Origin of the sequence: Streptomyces sp. NPDC002889 (assembly GCF_042888425.1) — a bacterium.
Lineage (GTDB): Bacteria > Actinomycetota > Actinomycetes > Streptomycetales > Streptomycetaceae > Streptomyces.
On the sequence record NZ_JBIAPT010000012.1, the window covers coordinates 156,436 to 172,389 of the forward strand.

At 69.8% G+C, this 15,954-nt stretch carries 13 protein-coding genes and 1 pseudogene; 6 read left to right on the forward strand and 8 right to left on the reverse strand.

Going from position 1 to position 15,954, the window contains the following annotated elements; all coding sequences use genetic code 11:
• Positions 1 to 111 precede the first annotated feature (111 nt).
• The gene (locus ACFYWI_RS20045) at positions 112 to 306 is read right to left on the reverse strand and encodes a hypothetical protein (RefSeq protein ID WP_389233864.1); all 195 of its coding nucleotides are present in this window, start codon (positions 304 to 306) and stop codon (positions 112 to 114) included.
• Between the two features lie 425 nt (positions 307 to 731).
• On the opposite strand from ACFYWI_RS20045, the gene ACFYWI_RS20050 reads away from it, so the two are divergent.
• Entirely contained in the window at positions 732 to 1,979 is a 1,248-nt protein-coding gene (locus ACFYWI_RS20050) for an acyltransferase family protein (protein ID WP_389234131.1), read from the forward strand.
• Positions 1,980 to 2,219: 240 nt separating this feature from the next.
• Here the strand turns inward: ACFYWI_RS20050 and ACFYWI_RS20055 are convergent, their stop codons facing one another.
• Both ACFYWI_RS20055 and ACFYWI_RS20060 read right to left on the reverse strand, forming a co-directional pair.
• A complete protein-coding gene (locus tag ACFYWI_RS20055; protein ID WP_389233867.1) occupies positions 2,220 to 2,693 on the reverse strand; it encodes an HD domain-containing protein in 474 nt (157 codons plus the stop codon).
• A gap of 132 nt (positions 2,694 to 2,825) precedes the next feature.
• Complete coding sequence (locus ACFYWI_RS20060; protein WP_389233870.1) at positions 2,826 to 3,971, reverse strand: PP2C family protein-serine/threonine phosphatase; 1,146 nt, start codon at positions 3,969 to 3,971, stop codon at positions 2,826 to 2,828.
• A gap of 107 nt (positions 3,972 to 4,078) precedes the next feature.
• Here ACFYWI_RS20060 and ACFYWI_RS20065 point away from each other — a divergent pair, with 107 nt between their 5' ends.
• Together ACFYWI_RS20065 and ACFYWI_RS20070 are read left to right on the forward strand one after the other, a co-directional pair.
• Entirely contained in the window at positions 4,079 to 5,308 is a 1,230-nt protein-coding gene (locus tag ACFYWI_RS20065; protein WP_389233873.1) for a GNAT family N-acetyltransferase, read from the forward strand.
• 759 nt (positions 5,309 to 6,067) lie between these two features.
• Complete coding sequence (locus tag ACFYWI_RS20070; RefSeq protein WP_389233876.1) at positions 6,068 to 7,798, forward strand: right-handed parallel beta-helix repeat-containing protein; 1,731 nt, start codon at positions 6,068 to 6,070, stop codon at positions 7,796 to 7,798.
• A gap of 81 nt (positions 7,799 to 7,879) precedes the next feature.
• On the opposite strand, the gene ACFYWI_RS20075 is transcribed toward ACFYWI_RS20070, so the two are convergent.
• Positions 7,880 to 8,695: an Fpg/Nei family DNA glycosylase gene (locus tag ACFYWI_RS20075; protein ID WP_389233879.1), complete on the reverse strand. Its 816-nt coding sequence runs from the start codon at positions 8,693 to 8,695 to the stop codon at positions 7,880 to 7,882.
• Between the two features lie 68 nt (positions 8,696 to 8,763).
• Positions 8,764 to 9,249, reverse strand: a complete 486-nt coding sequence (locus ACFYWI_RS20080; RefSeq protein WP_389233882.1) for a ribose-5-phosphate isomerase — start codon at positions 9,247 to 9,249, stop codon at positions 8,764 to 8,766.
• A gap of 195 nt (positions 9,250 to 9,444) precedes the next feature.
• On the opposite strand from ACFYWI_RS20080, the gene ACFYWI_RS20085 reads away from it, so the two are divergent.
• Positions 9,445 to 10,881: an amino acid permease gene (locus ACFYWI_RS20085; protein ID WP_389233886.1), complete on the forward strand. Its 1,437-nt coding sequence runs from the start codon at positions 9,445 to 9,447 to the stop codon at positions 10,879 to 10,881.
• A 100-nt stretch (positions 10,882 to 10,981) separates the two neighbouring features.
• On the opposite strand, the gene ACFYWI_RS20090 is transcribed toward ACFYWI_RS20085, so the two are convergent.
• Positions 10,982 to 11,575 (reverse strand): biotin transporter BioY, encoded by a 594-nt coding sequence (locus tag ACFYWI_RS20090; protein WP_389233889.1) that lies wholly within the window; start codon positions 11,573 to 11,575, stop codon positions 10,982 to 10,984.
• A gap of 327 nt (positions 11,576 to 11,902) precedes the next feature.
• Between ACFYWI_RS20090 and ACFYWI_RS20095 the strand changes: the two are divergent.
• Positions 11,903 to 12,289 (forward strand): annotated as a pseudogene (locus ACFYWI_RS20095) (amino acid transporter); the annotation flags it as partial.
• 137 nt (positions 12,290 to 12,426) lie between these two features.
• Positions 12,427 to 13,860 (forward strand): amino acid permease, encoded by a 1,434-nt coding sequence (locus tag ACFYWI_RS20100; RefSeq protein ID WP_389233892.1) that lies wholly within the window; start codon positions 12,427 to 12,429, stop codon positions 13,858 to 13,860.
• Here ACFYWI_RS20100 and ACFYWI_RS20105 read toward each other — a convergent pair.
• Positions 13,784 to 14,455, reverse strand: coding sequence for a histidine phosphatase family protein (locus ACFYWI_RS20105; protein ID WP_389233895.1), 672 nt, complete (start codon positions 14,453 to 14,455; stop codon positions 13,784 to 13,786). The genes ACFYWI_RS20100 and ACFYWI_RS20105 overlap by 77 nt on opposite strands.
• Positions 14,452 to 15,849 (reverse strand): FGGY-family carbohydrate kinase, encoded by a 1,398-nt coding sequence (locus ACFYWI_RS20110; protein ID WP_389233898.1) that lies wholly within the window; start codon positions 15,847 to 15,849, stop codon positions 14,452 to 14,454. The genes ACFYWI_RS20105 and ACFYWI_RS20110 overlap by 4 nt, the downstream gene beginning before the upstream one ends.
• Positions 15,850 to 15,954 lie beyond the last annotated feature (105 nt).

The following is a 15,954-nucleotide window of genomic DNA, read 5'->3' on the forward strand; positions in this document are numbered from 1 at the left end:
AACTAGCTACGCGGGTTCGATTCCCGTCGCCCGCTCTGCGCATGACTTCGGGCCCGCCCGGTGATCACTCACCGGGCGGGCCCGAAGTCGTTCCGCCGGCGGCCGCCGACGTCAGAAGGTGATCTGGTTGATCGTCTTGGCTATCGAGTCCAGGAATCTGTTGATCGACGGCGCCATGCCCGTCGATGCGAGAAAGAAGCCGAAGAGCATGGCGACGATGGCCGGCCCCGGCTTGATGGACCCACTGCGGATCAGCACCACGAGGACGATCGCCAACAGCAGAACCACAGACAGTGAAATGGCCACAACTGATCACACCCTCGGTCGGTCCCGCCTTGCCGGCCCGGGAGCGCGCGGCCAGCACGCTCCTGCCTGCACCATCGTGCCATCAACCCCCCTGCCCCTGCTGCCTCGTGATGAATCGTCGTGGACAAGATCACGCCAGCCGGATGCCGTTGCGCGCTGGGCCGGTGACTGCCCCGTCGACCCGACACGATGAATTGCGGCAACGAATTGGACGGGATCGTTTCCATGTCCCCACACATTGGTCACGAGAAATTCGAAGGTGCCGCGTGAGGTAATTCACGTCGGACCGAGAGCGTGCCGATATGCCCCATTTAAGAGGGATTGATCGGGGCATAGTGGTCCGTTACCCACGGTTTCAGATTCGAAAGGACGGGCATCCGGAGCGCGATTTACTAAATCGAATGGACAAGGCTAAGGTGCCTCAGATGTTCCACGCTCCGCATGGTTTTCAGAGGGCCCCGCTCCCCCGGACCCGGGAGACGGAGCCCGTCTCCACGGCCCCGATGACGACAGCGCACGCCCCTGTCGCGGGTGGCCGGAAGTCCGCTGCGCAGCCGGCCGCGCAGTCCACCAGACGAGACGCCTACTTCGACAACGCGAAGTTTCTGGCCATCGTGCTGGTGGCGATGGCCCATGCCTGGGAGCCGCTCATGGACGGCAGCCGGGCCACGCGCGCGCTGTACATGGTCGTGTACACGTTCCACATGCCGGCCTTCATCCTCATCTCCGGCTACTTCTCGCGGAGTTACGCCGGCAAACCCCATCAGCTCAAGCGGCTGCTGACCGGCATCGCGGTGCCGTATGTCGTCTTCGAGGTGGCCTACTCGCTCTTCGACCGGTACGGGAACGACGATCCGGACCAGCCGATCACTCTGCTCGATCCCTTTTATCTGACGTGGTTCCTGGCCGCACTGTTCATCTGGCGGCTGACCACGCCGCTGTGGAAGATCATCCGGTGGCCGGTGCCGGTCGCGCTGGCCGTCGCCGCGGCCGCGTCGGTCACCCCGGGCATCGGAGCCGATCTCAATCTCCAGCGGGTACTGCAGTTCCTGCCGTTCTTCGTGCTGGGCCTGTGCCTGAAGCCCGAGCACTTCCAGCTGGTTCGGCGCCGCGAGGTGCGGCTGCTCGCGGTGCCGATGTTCGCGGCCGCGCTGCTTGTCGCCTACTGGGCCGCTCCCCGGATGAACCAGAAGTGGTTCTACCACACCGATTCCGGACAGGAGCTCGGGGTTCCGTGGTGGACGGGCGGCGTCATGACCCTGGCGCTCTTCGGATGCGCGGTGCTGACGACGATCGGCTTCCTGGCCTGGGTGCCGGGCCGCAGGACGTGGTTCACGGCGCTGGGCACCGGCACCATCTGCGGCTATCTGCTGCACGGGTTCCTGCTGAAGGGCGCCGAGTACGCCGGTCTCTACGAGGAGAACCCCTGGCTGAGCACGCCGGGCGGCGAGATCCTGGTGACGGTGGTCGCGGCCGTAGCGGTGACCCTGCTGTGCACGCCACCTGTGCGGAAGCTGCTCAAGGGCGTGACCGAGCCGGAGATGAAGTGGGCGTTCCGGCGGGAACCGGCGCAGTCGGCCGGCGGAGGGTCGGGGAGCAGCGGCTCCGCCGCCCGGGCGGCCGACGGGGCCGGGGCCGCTATGGCCGGTACGTCGGCGCAGGCACGCCGGTAGGGGCGTTCAGCCGCTGTTCGGTTCGCGTAGCCGCCACGATCGGGACCCACGGGTGCCGGGTGCGCTGCACAGGCGGGGCGTACGGAGTGCGGCGGCGCTGCGGAGCGCGCTGAACACGCCCTCGGCCGCGAAGGCGGCGGAGCGCCCAGGACCTTTCTCGCGGATCGGACCGGATCAGTGAGCGGGGTCCAGCGTGCCTGCCGGAGCACACGAGCCCGTCAGGATCCGAGGAGTGAGGCCCTACGCCTCGTGCGGGCCGGTGGTGTCCGGCAGGCCGAGCAGGGCCCTCGTTTTCGCGTACTTCTCGGTGAGGCGGGCCCGGGTCTGTTCGTCCAGGGCCGCCAGACGGTCCGGATTCGCGTTGTGGGCGAGGTCGGCCTCCTTGACGAGCCGGGCGCCGGGGGTTGCCAGGATGCGCCGGGTGTAGTCCGTCAGGTCCTCGCCCTCGCCCTTGGAGAGCGCAAGGACCATGTCCTTGACCGATTGCGGCAGCGGAGCCTCGTCCAGCCACGTGCGGCTCAGGACGCCGTCCTCGATGGCGTCGTGCAGCCAGGCCGCGGCCATCTGCTCTTCGCTTCCGCCCCCCGCGCGCACGCCGTCCGCGACGGCGGCGAGATGCTCGGTGTAGGGGGCTCCCGACTTGTCCCGCTGGGCGGCGTGGGCTTCGCGGGCGATCGCCTCGATCTCCCCCAGGGTCAGGTTCTGCTGCGCCATGGCACGACTGTACGGGCTCGTCGGGCGGGGCGGCGTGCCCGGGGCGGGCCCCGGGGACGTCGACGGCTCGGACGAACGGAGCGGCGGGGCGGAGCGGCCGACGGCGGAACCGGAGATCGGGCGAGCCCTGCCTCACGCCTGCCGGCACAGCAGCAGCAGGGCCCTGTCGTCGTTGACGTCCTTCGCGACCGCCTCGATGAGGTGCCAGGCCGCGCCCTCGAAGCCCGATGTCACATAGCGGTCGGCTTCGCCCGTGAGCCGGTCGATGCCCTCGCCGATGTCCCGGCCCGACGCCTCCACCAGGCCGTCGGTGAACAGCATCAGCACATCCCCGGGGCGCAGGGTGCCCTTGACCGGGTCGAACTGCGCACCGTCGTAGATGCCCAGGAGCGGGCCTTCGGCGCCCTTCTCCTCCCAGCGGCCGCTGCCGGCGTGGAGCTGGAGAGCGGGCAGATGGCCGGCGGAGAACAGTTCGTAGTCGCCCGAGTCCAGGTCGAGGACCAGATGGATGGAGGTGGCGAAGCCCTCGTCCCAGTTCTGGCGGAGCAGATAGCCGTTGGCCGCGGGCAGGAAGCCGTGCGGCGGCAGTGAGCCGAGCAGTCCGCCGAAGGCGCCCGACAGCAGAAGGGCCCGGGAGGCCGCGTCCATCCCCTTGCCGGAGACGTCGGTGAGGACGACCTCGAGCGTGCGGCCGCCGTTGGTACGGGCCGCGACGACGAAGTCGCCGGAGAACGACTGACCGCCGGCCGGGCGCAGCGCCATCTCGCGGTGCCATGCCTGCGGCAGCCGTGGCAGGGCGCTCTGCACCCGGATACGTTCGCGCAGGTCGAAGAGCATGGTGCCGCCGCGCCGCCAGGGCACGCCGACCCTGGCCCGGAACTGGGCGATGAGCAGACCGAAGAAGCCGCAGGCCGCGACGACCAGGACGGTGCCGGGAGTGACCCGCGCCGGGCCTTCGGTGTACGGACCGAGCGCTATGGACTCGACGATCAGGGCCGCCGCGGCCGCGGCGTAGAGGCCGATCAGGCTCGCGGGCCGCAGCAGCAGTGCACCGGCCACGATGGGCAGTACCAGGGCGGTCGGTGCGCACCACACAGGCGACGAGATCGTGCCCCAGGTGATCGCCGGAACGGTCAGCAGCAGCCCGGCCAGTGCGATCCAGTCGGAGCCGTCGCCGCGGAAGTAGTCGACCCCGGACTTGCGCAGCGCGATGCGCGCCCGGTGCATCCTCTTGCGCATCCGGGCCGTGAACGAGTCTGCTGCAGAGCCGCGGGCCATTGTCGTGGACCTTATCCACCCGCCCGCCCCGCGTGCAGGGGGACCCGGCGACATTGCGTTCGAAATCGGAGTCGCGACCCGTTGTGCACGCCTGGTAGTGATGGCATATGAGGACAGAACTGCGGGTGTTGCGGCGCTCCGAGTGGGATCACTGGTACGGGAAGCTGGAGCTCGCGTTCGGCGGTGCCGGGGAATCTGCGGAAGAACGCGAGCTGTGGGGCGAGCTGACGGAGGTCGAGCGTTCGATCGGTGCGTGGGACGGCGATGAGTGCGTCGGGACCGCGGGGGCGTTCACCTTCGCCGTGACGGTGCCGGGCGGTGCGCTCGTGCCCGCGGCCGGGGTGACGATGGTGAGCGTGGCGGCGACGCACCGGCGACGCGGGGTACTCACCTCGATGATGCGCCGCCAGCTGGACGACGTCCGTGGTTGGGGCGAGCCGCTCGCCGTGCTGACGGCGTCCGAGCCGGAGATCTACGGCCGATTCGGATACGGCATCGCGACCCACCAGTTGTCGCTCGAGATCGACTCCTCACGGGTGCGGATCGCCGTGCCGGCCGGGGCCGACGATGTGCGGTTGCGGTTCGCGCCGGTGGCCGAGAGCGCCGAGGCGTGCGAGTCGGTGTATCTGCGCACGATCGGCACCCGGCCGGGAATGCTCGCCCGCCGTCCCGGCTGGGATCGGCTGCCGCTGCTCGACCCGCCGGCCGAGCGGGAGGGCGCGTCGCCCATGCAGTGTGTGCTGGCCGAGCGGGACGGCGAGGTCGTGGGCTATGTGCGCTTCCACAACAAGCCGCAGTGGAACCGGTCGGGACCGGACGGCTCGATCCTGGTGCGGCACATCGACGCGCTGGATCCGGGGGCGTATGCGGCGCTGTGGCGGTTCGTGTGCGAGATCGACCTGACCACGACGGTCCGGTCCCGCAACAGGCCGGTGGACGACCCGCTGCTGCAGCTGGTCACGGACATCCGGCGCTGTGCGGTCGTCGTACGGGACTCGCTGCATGTGCGGCTGGTGGATGTGGGTGCCGCGCTGGAGGCGCGTACGTACCGGACGCCGGTCGACGTGGTGTTCGACGTCCGGGACGGTTTCTGCCCGTGGAACGAGGGTCGCTGGCGGCTGACCGGCGACAGCAAGGGCGCGTCCTGCAAGCGTACGGGTGACGACGCCGATCTGGCGCTCTCCGTACGGGAGTTGGGCGCGGCGTATCTGGGCGGTGTATCGCTCAGGTCACTGGCCGGCGCGGGCCGGGTGCGGGAACTGCGCGACGGGACGTTGGCCGAGGCGTCCGTCGCCTTCGGCTCCGACATCGCGCCGTGGTTGCCGCACGGCTTCTAGGCCTGACGCCGCGGGCTGATCCTCGAAGATCGCCCGGACAGGACCTGGTGACCCGAGCCGGGGATTCTCCGGCTGTGGGCGGCGCGGCGGCTGTCGTTCCCGTCGGCGGGCCGGCTCGGATGTCGCCCTCGACGGCCTGAAGGCGACGGTGAGCGCCGCCGCCGCGTACGGACCGTCCCGGGAACGATCGCGGGACGGTGCGTCGCCTCCGCGATCGAGTCGCCCCGGCACGCTCGACAGCCAACGCCCGAGCCGTCGAGCGCCGGCGCACCGACCTCTCAACCGCAGCTCGCAGAGAGTCGGTTACGGCTGTGGCGACTCCCACCCGGCCGACGGCACATGGCCGGGCAGGACTGCACTGTTCTCCTGCTGTGTCGTGTTCGGGGGCGCGTGCGGCAGGCCGATGGCCGGCAGGGGGGTACACGAGTTCGTCGCCCTGTATGCCTGGCCGACGGCCGGACACCGGGGCCGGCCGGCCCCCCGCCGCCGAGGTCGCATCTGTGGGACGCCAGCCCCCTCGACCGGCCGGACCGGCCTGGTGGCGGCGCGGCGGCGCTCGCCTTTCGCCGACCCACTGCGGCGGCTTCTCCGCACGTCAAGGCCCCCGGACGGGGGTGCCGACACACCCCGGACCAATCCGACACTCCATCAGTTCGCGTCGCTTGTCCGGTTTTCCGTTTTTCTTGTGATTCGATGTCATTACTTTCGGCTCAAGAGACGGGTTGTGACGACCCGTCACCCAGAAGGAGAGCACATCGGATGCGTGTAACACCGGGCGCACGGCGCCGTCCCAAGGCTTCGCCGCTGAACCGTCACTGGAGGTTGGCGGCGGTGGCACTGGCCGGTATCGCCACTCTCACCGGCGCGACGATGCCGGTCAACGGAACGGCCGTGGCCGCTGCCGCGAGCAACGGCAAGGGCGAGGCACAGACGGACAAGGCCAAGACGAACCTGTCCCCCGCCGCCGCTGTCCGCGGCGGCGGCAACTCCGAGGAGCACGACGGCGACTACTGGGCCGAGCACGCCGGCAACCCCGGCTGGCACAAGGGCGGCAAGGAGGAGAAGGACTCCGGTAAGGAGGAGAAGGACTCCGGCGGTAAGGGCAAGAAGGACTCCGAGGGTGAGAGCAAGGGCGACTCCGGCAAGAAGGACTCCGGCGGTAAGGGCAAGAAGTTCCCCGACGGCACGGCCTCGCCGAGCGTCAGCGTCAGCGCCACTGCCACCGCTCCGATGGGGAAGGCACCCGACGACAACCAGGGCAACCAGGGTGACCAGGGTGACCAGGGCAACGAGGGTGACCAGGGCACGGAGACTCCCTCGGGTGGGAACATCCCGGGTGCGGCTCCCGAGGTGCCCTGTGACCCGAACGCGTTGATCTCGGCGCTCACTGCGGCGAACACCAATGGCGGAGGAAGCCTGAGCCTGACCGAGGGGTGCACCTACACCCTGACGGCCAACGAGGCCGGCAACGGACTGCCCAGGATCATCCAGCCCATCACGATCCTCGGCAACGGCGCGACCATCACCCGGGCCGCCAACGCCGCCCAGTTCCGTCTGTTCGAGGTCGCCGCGGGCGGCGACCTCAAGGTCAGCCACGTCACCCTCTCCCGCGGCAAGGCCGCTGTCGGCCAGAACGGCGGCGGGATCCTCGTGAACCCCGCCGGCCGGCTGGACCTGGACTCCGTCACCCTCTCCGACAACACTGTCGACCTGGTCAGCACCCAGGACGGCGGCGCCATCTACAACGAAGGCATCGCCAACATCCGCAGCAGCACCTTCACCGGTAACTCCGCCAACGCAGGTGGCGCCGTCTACAACGACGACGGCACGCTGGACATCAGCGCAAGCGAATTCAGCCGGAACACCGCCCACGGCGTAACGGCCCTCGGCGGCGCCCTCTACAACGACGGCGGGACAGCAAAGGTCAGCCAGAGCCTGATCAGCCACAACGCCTCCGCACTCGACGGCGGCGGCGTCTATGTGAACGACGGCCTGGTGGACATCGAGGGGACCGCCGTCAACCACAACACCGCCGACGACGACGGCGGCGGCATCTACAGCCAGGGCGGGCTCCACGTACGCCTCAGCACCGTGAGCCACAACACCGCCGACGACGACGGCGGCGGCCTCTACCTCGCCGCCCCCGCGGTGATCGAGGACACCAAGATCACCGAGAACACGGCCGTCAACGGCGAAGGCGGCGGCATCTACGTCGGTGGGGGCAGCTCGGTCGCCATCCGCCGCAGCACGATCTCCGACAACCACACCCCCGGGGACGTCGCCACCGGTGGCGCCGGAATCTTCATCGACGGCGTCACCGACCTCGTCACCCTCACCGACACCAAGGTGACCCGCAACATCTCCGACAACGGCCCCGGAGGCATCAACAACAACGGCACCGTGCACAGCTTCGGCGACAACGCCATCATCGACAACGTACCCACCCACTGCGCACCCAGCGTCAACCCCGTCCCCGGCTGCTTCGGGTGACACACCCGCCGTGGGCGGCCGATCCGGCCGCCCACGGCATCTGCCCGAGACCGTCCGGCCGGCAAAGGACCTGACGAAGGCTCACTCCTGAGACGGCTGACAGGCCGGGCACCAGAACAGATTGCGGGCGGCGAGATCGGCGGTGCGGATCTCGCCGCCACAGATGTGACAGGGCAGCTGCGCCCGGCGGTAGACATAGACCTCGCCGCCGTGGTCGTCGACGCGTGGGGCGCGGCCCATCGCCTCGGGGGTGTGCTCGGGGCGGACGGTGTCGATGCGGTTGTTGCGTACGCCTTCGCGCATCAGCCCCACCAGATCCGCCCAGATGGCGTCCCACTGGCCCCGGCCGAGATCCCTGCCGGCCCGATACGGGTCGATGCCGTGCCGGAAGAGGACCTCGGCGCGGTAGACGTTGCCGACGCCGGCGATGATCTTCTGATCCATGAGCAGCGCGGCAATGGTGGTACGGGAACGGGAGATCCGGGCCCATGCCCGGTCCGGGTTGTCGTCCGGGCGCAGCGGGTCGGGACCGAGCCGCTCGTGTATCGCCCGCTTCTCGCCGTCGGTGATCAGGGCGCACGTGGTGGGCCCGCGCAGATCGACGTACGCCGAGGTGTTCGCGAGCCGCAGCCGGACGGTGTCGGTGGGTGGCGGCGCGGGTGTGCCGCCGAAGTTCACCTTGCCGAACAGACCGAGGTGGATGTGGATCCAGCCGAACGGTCCGAAGCCCAGGAACAGGTGCTTTCCGTGCGCCTCCGCACTCTCGAGGACCTGCCGGTCAAGGAGCGCGGCGGCGTCGGAGAACTTCCCCTGGGGGCTGCTGACGCGAACGGAGCGGTCCAGAAAGCGCTCGCGGTGATCCGCCGCGAGGCGGTGAATCGTATGCCCTTCGGGCACGGCCGGTCTCCTGTGGTCGAGCGACGGGCGGACCGCAGGATCCGGTCCGCCCGTCACTGACGAGTCGGTCAGCCCTGCGGGTGGTGGGCCGGGATCGGGGGGAGTTCGCCGGTCGCCTCGTACGCGGCGAGCATCTCGATCCGGCGGGTGTGACGCTCCTCACCCGAGTACGGGGTGCTCAGGAAGATCTCGACGAACCTGGTCGACTCCTCGAGCGTGTGCATACGGCCGCCGATCGCGACGACGTTCGCGTCGTTGTGCTCGCGGCCGAGCGCCGCGGTCTGCTCGCTCCAGGCGAGCGCGGCACGCACGCCCTTGACCTTGTTGGCGGCGATCTGCTCGCCGTTGCCGGAGCCCCCGATCACGATGCCGAGGCTGTCCGGGTCCGCGGCCGTCTTCTCGGCAGCACGCAGGCAGAACGGCGGATAGTCGTCCTGGGCGTCGTAGATGTGGGGACCGCAGTCGACAGGCTCGTGGCCGTGGGCCGTGAGCCACTCGACGAGGTGGTTCTTGAGTTCGAAGCCGGCATGGTCGGAGCCGAGGTACACGCGCATGGTCCGAGTGTGGCACGCGCGAGTCGGGGTAGCGGGCAGCGGGGTCGGGACCCTGAGCGCCTCCGGAGCCGTTCGAGGCGTGTCGCGACTGTGGGGAGAGTCACGATCCAGAAGGGGGCCTTCCGTACCGATGAGTCACACGTTTGAATGCGTGGGCTCGTAACCCGAGCGCTCTCGAACCAAAGGAATTCGTCCATGAGCTCGCAGACGACCCTCACAAAGGAAGGCGGACAGGCCGGGAACACCGGTAAGCCGCAGTCCTCCGACGGTCTCCAGGCCGGTCTCAAGAACCGCCATCTTTCCATGATCGCCATTGGCGGCGTGATCGGCGCCGGTCTGTTCGTCGGCTCCTCCGGGGGAATCGCCAAAGCCGGCCCCGCCATCCTGATCTCCTACGCGCTCGTCGGCGTGCTGGTCGTCTTCGTGATGCGGATGCTGGGCGAGATGGCCGCAGCCAGCCCGAACTCCGGGTCGTTCTCGGCGTACGCCGACCGCGCGCTCGGCCGCTGGGCCGGTTTCTCGATCGGATGGCTTTACTGGTTCTTCTGGGTCGTCGTCCTGGCCGTGGAGGCCACCGCGGGTGCGGTGATCCTCGAGGGCTGGGTCCCGGCCGTCCCGCAGTGGGGCTGGGCGCTCATCGTGATGGCCGTGCTGACGGCCACCAACCTCGCCTCCGTCGCCTCGTACGGCGAGTTCGAGTTCTGGTTCGCGGGTATCAAGGTCGTCGCGATCGGCGCCTTCGTGGTCATCGGCCTGCTCGCCGTCTTCGGCGTGCTGCCCGGCTCCGACAACCCGGGAGCGGGCTTCGCCCACCTCACCGACGCCGGAGGATTCCTGCCGAACGGGGCGGGCGCCATCCTCACCGGTGTGCTGATGGTCGTCTTCTCCTTCATGGGCAGCGAGATCGTCACCCTGGCCGCCGGCGAGTCCGAGAACCCGCGCCGCGCGGTCACCAAGGCCACCAACAGCGTGATCTGGCGGATCGCCGTCTTCTACCTGGGCTCGATCTTCGTCGTCATCACCCTGCTGCCGTGGAACGACAAGTCGATCGTGGACAAGGGCTCCTATGTCGCCGCCCTGGACTCCATCGGCATCGCGCACGCCGGCGAGATCATGAACGTCATCGTGCTCACGGCCGTTCTGTCCTGCCTCAACTCCGGTCTCTACACCGCCTCCCGTATGGCCTTCTCGCTGGGCGAGCGCGGCGACGCGCCGAAGGCGTTCGCCAAGGTCAACGCCAAGGGTGTGCCGACCGCTGCCATCCTTGCCTCCGTGGTCTTCGGCTTCGCCGCCGTCTACTTCAACTACGCGTTCAAGGACACGGTCTTCCTGTTCCTGCTGAACTCCTCGGGTGCGGTGGCGCTGTTCGTCTGGCTGGTGATCTGTCTCACCCAGCTGCGGATGCGCGGGATCCTGATGCGCGAGGCACCGGAGAAGGTGACGGTGAAGATGTGGCTCTTCCCGTATCTCACCTGGGCGACCGCCGGGATGATCACCTTCGTGCTGGGCTACATGCTCTTCGACGACGCCAACCGCGAGGTCGTGCTGCTGTCGCTGCTGGTCGCGGCAGTCGTGGTGATCATCGGCGTGGTCCTCGAGCGCGTGCGGAAGTCATCGGTCACCGCCGGCTAGCCCACCGCACAGGCACGTGAACGCCGTAGCCCCGGTCCGCTTCGTGCGGACCGGGGCTACGGCGTTCGTAAGGGAAGGGTGAGGCGTGCGCCAGCGCGGACTAGCCGCGGCGGCCGACGGCCTTCCATGCGGTGGGCAGCACGCCCACCGCCAGGGCGGCCTTGAGCGCGTCACCGATGAGGAAGGGGACCAGGCCCACCGAGACGGCGGCGGACAGCGACATGCCGGTGGCGAGGGCCAGATACGGGACACCGACCGCGTAGATGATCACGGAGCCGACGGCCATCGAGCCCGCGGTGCGCAGCACCGAACGGTCGGCGCCGCGGCGGGCTAGGTGACCGACGACGGTGGCGGCGAGCAGCATGCCGAGGATGTAGCCGAAGGACGGCATGGCATAGCCGGACGCTCCCTGCGCGAACCACGGCATGCCGGCCATGCCCGCCACCGCGTACAGCGCGAGAGACAGAAAGCCGCGGCGGGCGCCGAGCGCTGTGCCCACCAGGAGGGCGGCGAAGGTCTGGCCGGAGACCGGGACCGGGGAGCCGGGGACCGGGACGGCGATCTGGGCCGCGATTCCGGTGAGGGTTGCGCCGCCGGCCACCAGTGCGGCGTCCACTGCGTACCGGGCACGGGCGGCGGGCAGCAGGTCGGCCAGGACCGCACCGGATCGGATGGGGGCGGCAGCAGTGCTCATCGGGACTCCGCAGGGTGAGGGCAGTTCGGAACAGAGTGACCGTAGCCCAGGAAGGATCACTCGCTCACCATCAGCCGTCCACAAAGGGGCGCTTGACGCCTTGGTAGGTTTCGGACAAAGAGCAGACTCCATACCCGCGATCACGTGACACTCATCACTCAGGTCCGGGGGCGTAAGGATGGGTTTTGCATGGCGGAGGAAGGCCGAGCGTGACTGTAGGTTCCCCATAACTCCTTCCGAGTAAGCCGGGAGTTCCGCGCGCCATGCACGATGCGCCGCCCACGCCCACACCCCCGGCCACCGAGAGCGAGCCCCTCGAACACGGACAGCGGGGGCGGGGTTCCGCACCGGGCCGTGCTCGGCTCGGTCGCCTTCGGCTTCCTCTCCGTACTGCTCAATCTGCGGTGGCCGGATTCGGTGTTCCTCTCCATGCTCAACTCGGCTGGTGCGGTGCTGCTGTTCGTCTGGAGACCGATCACCGTCTCCCAACTGCGGCTGCGGCGCAGGATCGAGCGCGAGGCCCCCGCGACGCCGGCCTTGCGGATGTGGGGCTTCCCCTGGCTCACCTGGCTGGCGCCGGCGGCCATGGCCGGCGTGTCGGCGCTGATGCTTGCCGATGGTTCGACCCGCGGGCAGGTGCTGTGGTCCGCTGGTGCGACAGGCGCGGTGATCCTGGTCTCGGCCGTGCACGAGGTGCGGACCGGACGTCGGTGAGGTACGGGCGCGCTGTGTGCGCGTGTTGACCTTGTGTAGGCATAGTGACCGTATAGCGGACAATCGTTCCTTGTGACCGGCGTCGTGACCACACTTGCGTCCGCTCCCCCGTCTCAGCCAATGAACAGGGCACGCCCATGTCACAGACCTCCGCGCCCGCGCCTGTCGACCAGAAGGCCGGCACTCCGCTCTCGCACGGACTCAAGCAACGCCACCTGTCGATGATCGCCCTCGGCGGTGTGATCGGCGCCGGCCTGTTCGTCGGCTCCGGCGCGGGCATCGCCGCTGCCGGACCCTCGATCGTCCTCGCCTACACCGTCTCCGGTCTGCTCGTCATGCTCGTGATGCGCATGCTGGGCGAGATGTCGGCGGCGAATCCCGCGTCCGGCTCCTTCTCGGTGCACGCCGAGCGGGCCATCGGACCGTGGGCGGGCTTCACGGCCGGCTGGTCCTTCTGGGTGCTGCTGTCCGTCGCAGTCGGCCTGGAGGGCATCGGTGCGGCGAAGATCGTCAGCGGCTGGCTCCCCGGCACCCCCGAGTGGGCCTGGGTCGCCCTGTTCATGCTGGTGTTCTGCGGAACGAACCTGGCCGCGGTGAAGAACTTCGGCGAGTTCGAGTTCTGGTTCGCCGCCCTCAAGGTCGGCGCGATCACGCTCTTCCTGATCCTGGGCGGCCTCGCGATCCTCGGCCTTCTGCCCGGCACGGACGCTCCCGGCACCGCCAACCTCACCGGCGACGGCGGCTTCCTGCCGAACGGCTCCGAGGGGCTGGTCATCGGTCTGCTCGCGTCCGTGTTCGCGTACGGCGGCCTGGAGACGGTGACCATCGCGGCCGCCGAGTCCGAGCACCCCGTCCAGGGTGTCGCCAAGGCGGTGCGTACGGCGATGTGGCGTATCGCGCTCTTCTACATCGGCTCCATGGCGGTCATCGTCACGCTGGTCCCGTGGAACGACCCGGACGTCGCCAACCCCGACAAGGGCCCCTACGTCACTGCCCTGGACCACCTCGACATCCCGGGCGCGGGCATCGTGATGCAGGTCGTCGTGCTGGTCGCGCTGCTGTCCGCGATGAACGCCAACATCTACGGCGCCTCTCGCATGGCGTACTCGCTGGTCGCCCGCGGCCAGGGCCCGAAGGCGATCGGCAAGATCTCCGGCGGTGTGCCGCGGATCGCCGTACTGGTCTCCTCGGTCTTCGGATTCCTGTGCGTGCTGCTCAGCTACTGGCGTCCCGACGACATCTTCCCGTGGCTGCTGAACATGATCGGCGCGGTGATCCTCGTCGTCTGGCTCTTCGTAGCCGTCTCCCAGCTGGTGCTGCGCCGCCGTATCGAGCGCGGGAGTCCCGAGAAGCTCGTCGTACGCATGTGGCTGTACCCGGTGCTGACCTGGGTCGCCATCGCGGGCATGGTCGGCATCTTCGCCCTCATGCTCCGCCAGCCCGACACCCGCGACCAGCTGCTCGCCACCGGTGTGATGACGCTGGTGCTGGCCGTCACCGGTTTCGCCCTGCAGAAGAGCCGTGGGAAGGCACAGGCGGCGGCGACGGCTCCTGAGCGCACGGCAGATTGAGCGACAGCAGTGCCGCCTGCCGCCCGTCGTCGCTGAAGCGCAGCTCGCTCACCGCGGTGTTGTGCAGCCGAGGGAAGACTCTTCGGTAGTTCTCGAGCGGGACGGACAGCAGCTCGCACAGCACCAGCCGCAGCAGTGTGTTGTGGGCGACCACCAGCACCCGCTGCCCCTCGTGTGCGCGGGCGATACGGCGCAGTGCATCGGACCCCCGGACCGCCGCGGCCCGGGGGTCCTCCGCGTCCGGGAAGGGGTTCGCCACCGGGTCGGCACGGAACGCCTGCGCCGCGTCGGGCCGTTCGGCCTCGAACTCGGCGAGGGTGCGTCCCTCGAGCACCCCGAAGTCGCATTCCCTCAGCTCGTGTTCGCAGTGCGGGACAAGGCCGAGTGCCCGGCAGGCCGGATCTGCGGTCTCGATCGCCCGGGAGAGGGTCGACGTCCAGATGGCGTCGACCGGGTGCCGCGCGGCCCAGTCGCCGAGCTGCGCTGCCTGGCGTCGACCCTCGTCGGTCAGGCCGATGTCGCTGACGCCGGCGTAGCGGTTCTCCGCATGCCAGACGGTCTGGCCGTGCCGGGCGAGGAGCAGGGTGGCAGTCACGGGGTCCTCTCGGTACGGGCGCGGGCGTGCGCGGCGACGGGCCCGGGCAGCCAGCCGCGCCGTTCCAGCTCGTCCACCATCGTCAGATACGGCCCGGTGAACCGGTCCGTACGGTGCGGCCGCACCACATGGCGCAGCCGCACCATCCGTTCGGCGGCCGCGCTCAGGGTGCCCGCGCTGCCCGCGCCGTACGCGGCGAGGACGGCCATGCCGAGGGCCGGTTCACCGGAGCGGGGGATGTGCACGGGCCGGCCGATGATGTCGGCGCGCAGCTGTGTCCAGTGGTCGCTGCGTACCGCGCCGCCGGTGAAGGTGAGCGGTCCGTGCAGCGGGGCACCCAGATGGTCGAGGTAGTCCAGGCAGAGCCGTTCGGCCAGGCCGGTGCCCTGGAGCAGGGCTGCCCAGTGGTCCGCGTCGGACGCGGGGGTGCCGAGCAGGAATCCGGTCGCGTCGGGAGCCAGGAACGGGAAGCGCTCACCGCGCGAGAGCAGCGGGTAGGCGACGGCGCCGGACGGGTCATGGGCCCGGGCGAGCCGGTCGTAGTGGGCGGGGTCGGCGTCGGGGAAGGCGGCGCGCAGGGCCCCGCCGCCCACGCCGGATGCCCCGCCGGGGAGCCAGTTCCCGTCCGGGGAGAGGTGGTTGTAGACCACGCCGGCCGGATCGTGCAGAGGTGCGGCGGCCACGCCTTTGAGGACGAGGGTCGTGCCGAGGACCGAGTTCCACGAGCCGACGGTGAGCGAGCCCGAGGCGATCTGGGCCGCGCATCCGTCCGTCATCCCGGCCACGATCAGCGTGCCCTCCGGGATGCCGGTCAGCTCCGCGGCGGCCGGGCACACTCCGCCGAGCGCGGTTCCGGGCCGTACCACCTCGGGCAGCAGCCCGTCCGGCAGCGCCGACTCGGACGGGCCGGGCCGGGTGAACGCACCCAGCTGGGGGTCGTAGCCGGTCTTGAGGGCGTGACTGGAGTCGGTGGGCAGGGGCCGGCCCGCGAGCCGGGCCACGATCAGATCGGCCTGATGCATGACACGTACGCCGCGGATGCCGTGCCCGGCGCCGTACTCCCGCAGCAGCCACAGCGCCCGGCCGGGGCCCCGGGCCGCGGCGCGCCCGTCGTCGTACATCACCCCGGGGGTGAGCGGCCGGCCCGCACCGTCGGCGAGCAGCACCGTGCCGGAGGTGGAGCAGACGGCGAGCGCACGCGGGGCGGGGCGCCCGCGCAGGGCCTGGCGGGTGGCGGCGCACACGGCGTTCCACCAGTCGGCGGGCCGCTGTTCGTGGACCGCGCCGTCGCGTCTGCCGGCGAGCGGGGCCGAGCCGCTGCCGAGGATGTCACCGCTGTCGGTGGCGAGCACCGCACGGGCGCCCTGTGTGCCGAGATCGATCCCCATCCACATACCGGCTCCTTCTGTGAAGTTCTCACTGTGCACCGAGAATTGACGTTGCGCGAGGGATTGACGGGCAACTACTGCTGTTCCAAGCTCTGTTAACCAGTCGGCTGA

Bases quoted from the DNA above. Each gene is read 5' to 3' on its own strand.
- ACFYWI_RS20050 (WP_389234131.1), top strand. From the start codon at position 732: ATGTTCCACGCTCCGCATGGTTTTCAGAGGGCCCCGCTCCCCCGGACC.
- ACFYWI_RS20055 (WP_389233867.1), bottom strand. From the start codon at position 2,693: ATGGCGCAGCAGAACCTGACCCTGGGGGAGATCGAGGCGATCGCCCGC.
- ACFYWI_RS20060 (WP_389233870.1), bottom strand. From the start codon at position 3,971: ATGGCCCGCGGCTCTGCAGCAGACTCGTTCACGGCCCGGATGCGCAAG.
- ACFYWI_RS20065 (WP_389233873.1), top strand. From the start codon at position 4,079: ATGAGGACAGAACTGCGGGTGTTGCGGCGCTCCGAGTGGGATCACTGG.
- ACFYWI_RS20070 (WP_389233876.1), top strand. From the start codon at position 6,068: ATGCGTGTAACACCGGGCGCACGGCGCCGTCCCAAGGCTTCGCCGCTG.
- ACFYWI_RS20080 (WP_389233882.1), bottom strand. From the start codon at position 9,249: ATGCGCGTGTACCTCGGCTCCGACCATGCCGGCTTCGAACTCAAGAAC.
- ACFYWI_RS20085 (WP_389233886.1), top strand. From the start codon at position 9,445: ATGAGCTCGCAGACGACCCTCACAAAGGAAGGCGGACAGGCCGGGAAC.
- ACFYWI_RS20090 (WP_389233889.1), bottom strand. From the start codon at position 11,575: ATGAGCACTGCTGCCGCCCCCATCCGATCCGGTGCGGTCCTGGCCGAC.
- ACFYWI_RS20100 (WP_389233892.1), top strand. From the start codon at position 12,427: ATGTCACAGACCTCCGCGCCCGCGCCTGTCGACCAGAAGGCCGGCACT.
- ACFYWI_RS20110 (WP_389233898.1), bottom strand. From the start codon at position 15,849: ATGTGGATGGGGATCGATCTCGGCACACAGGGCGCCCGTGCGGTGCTC.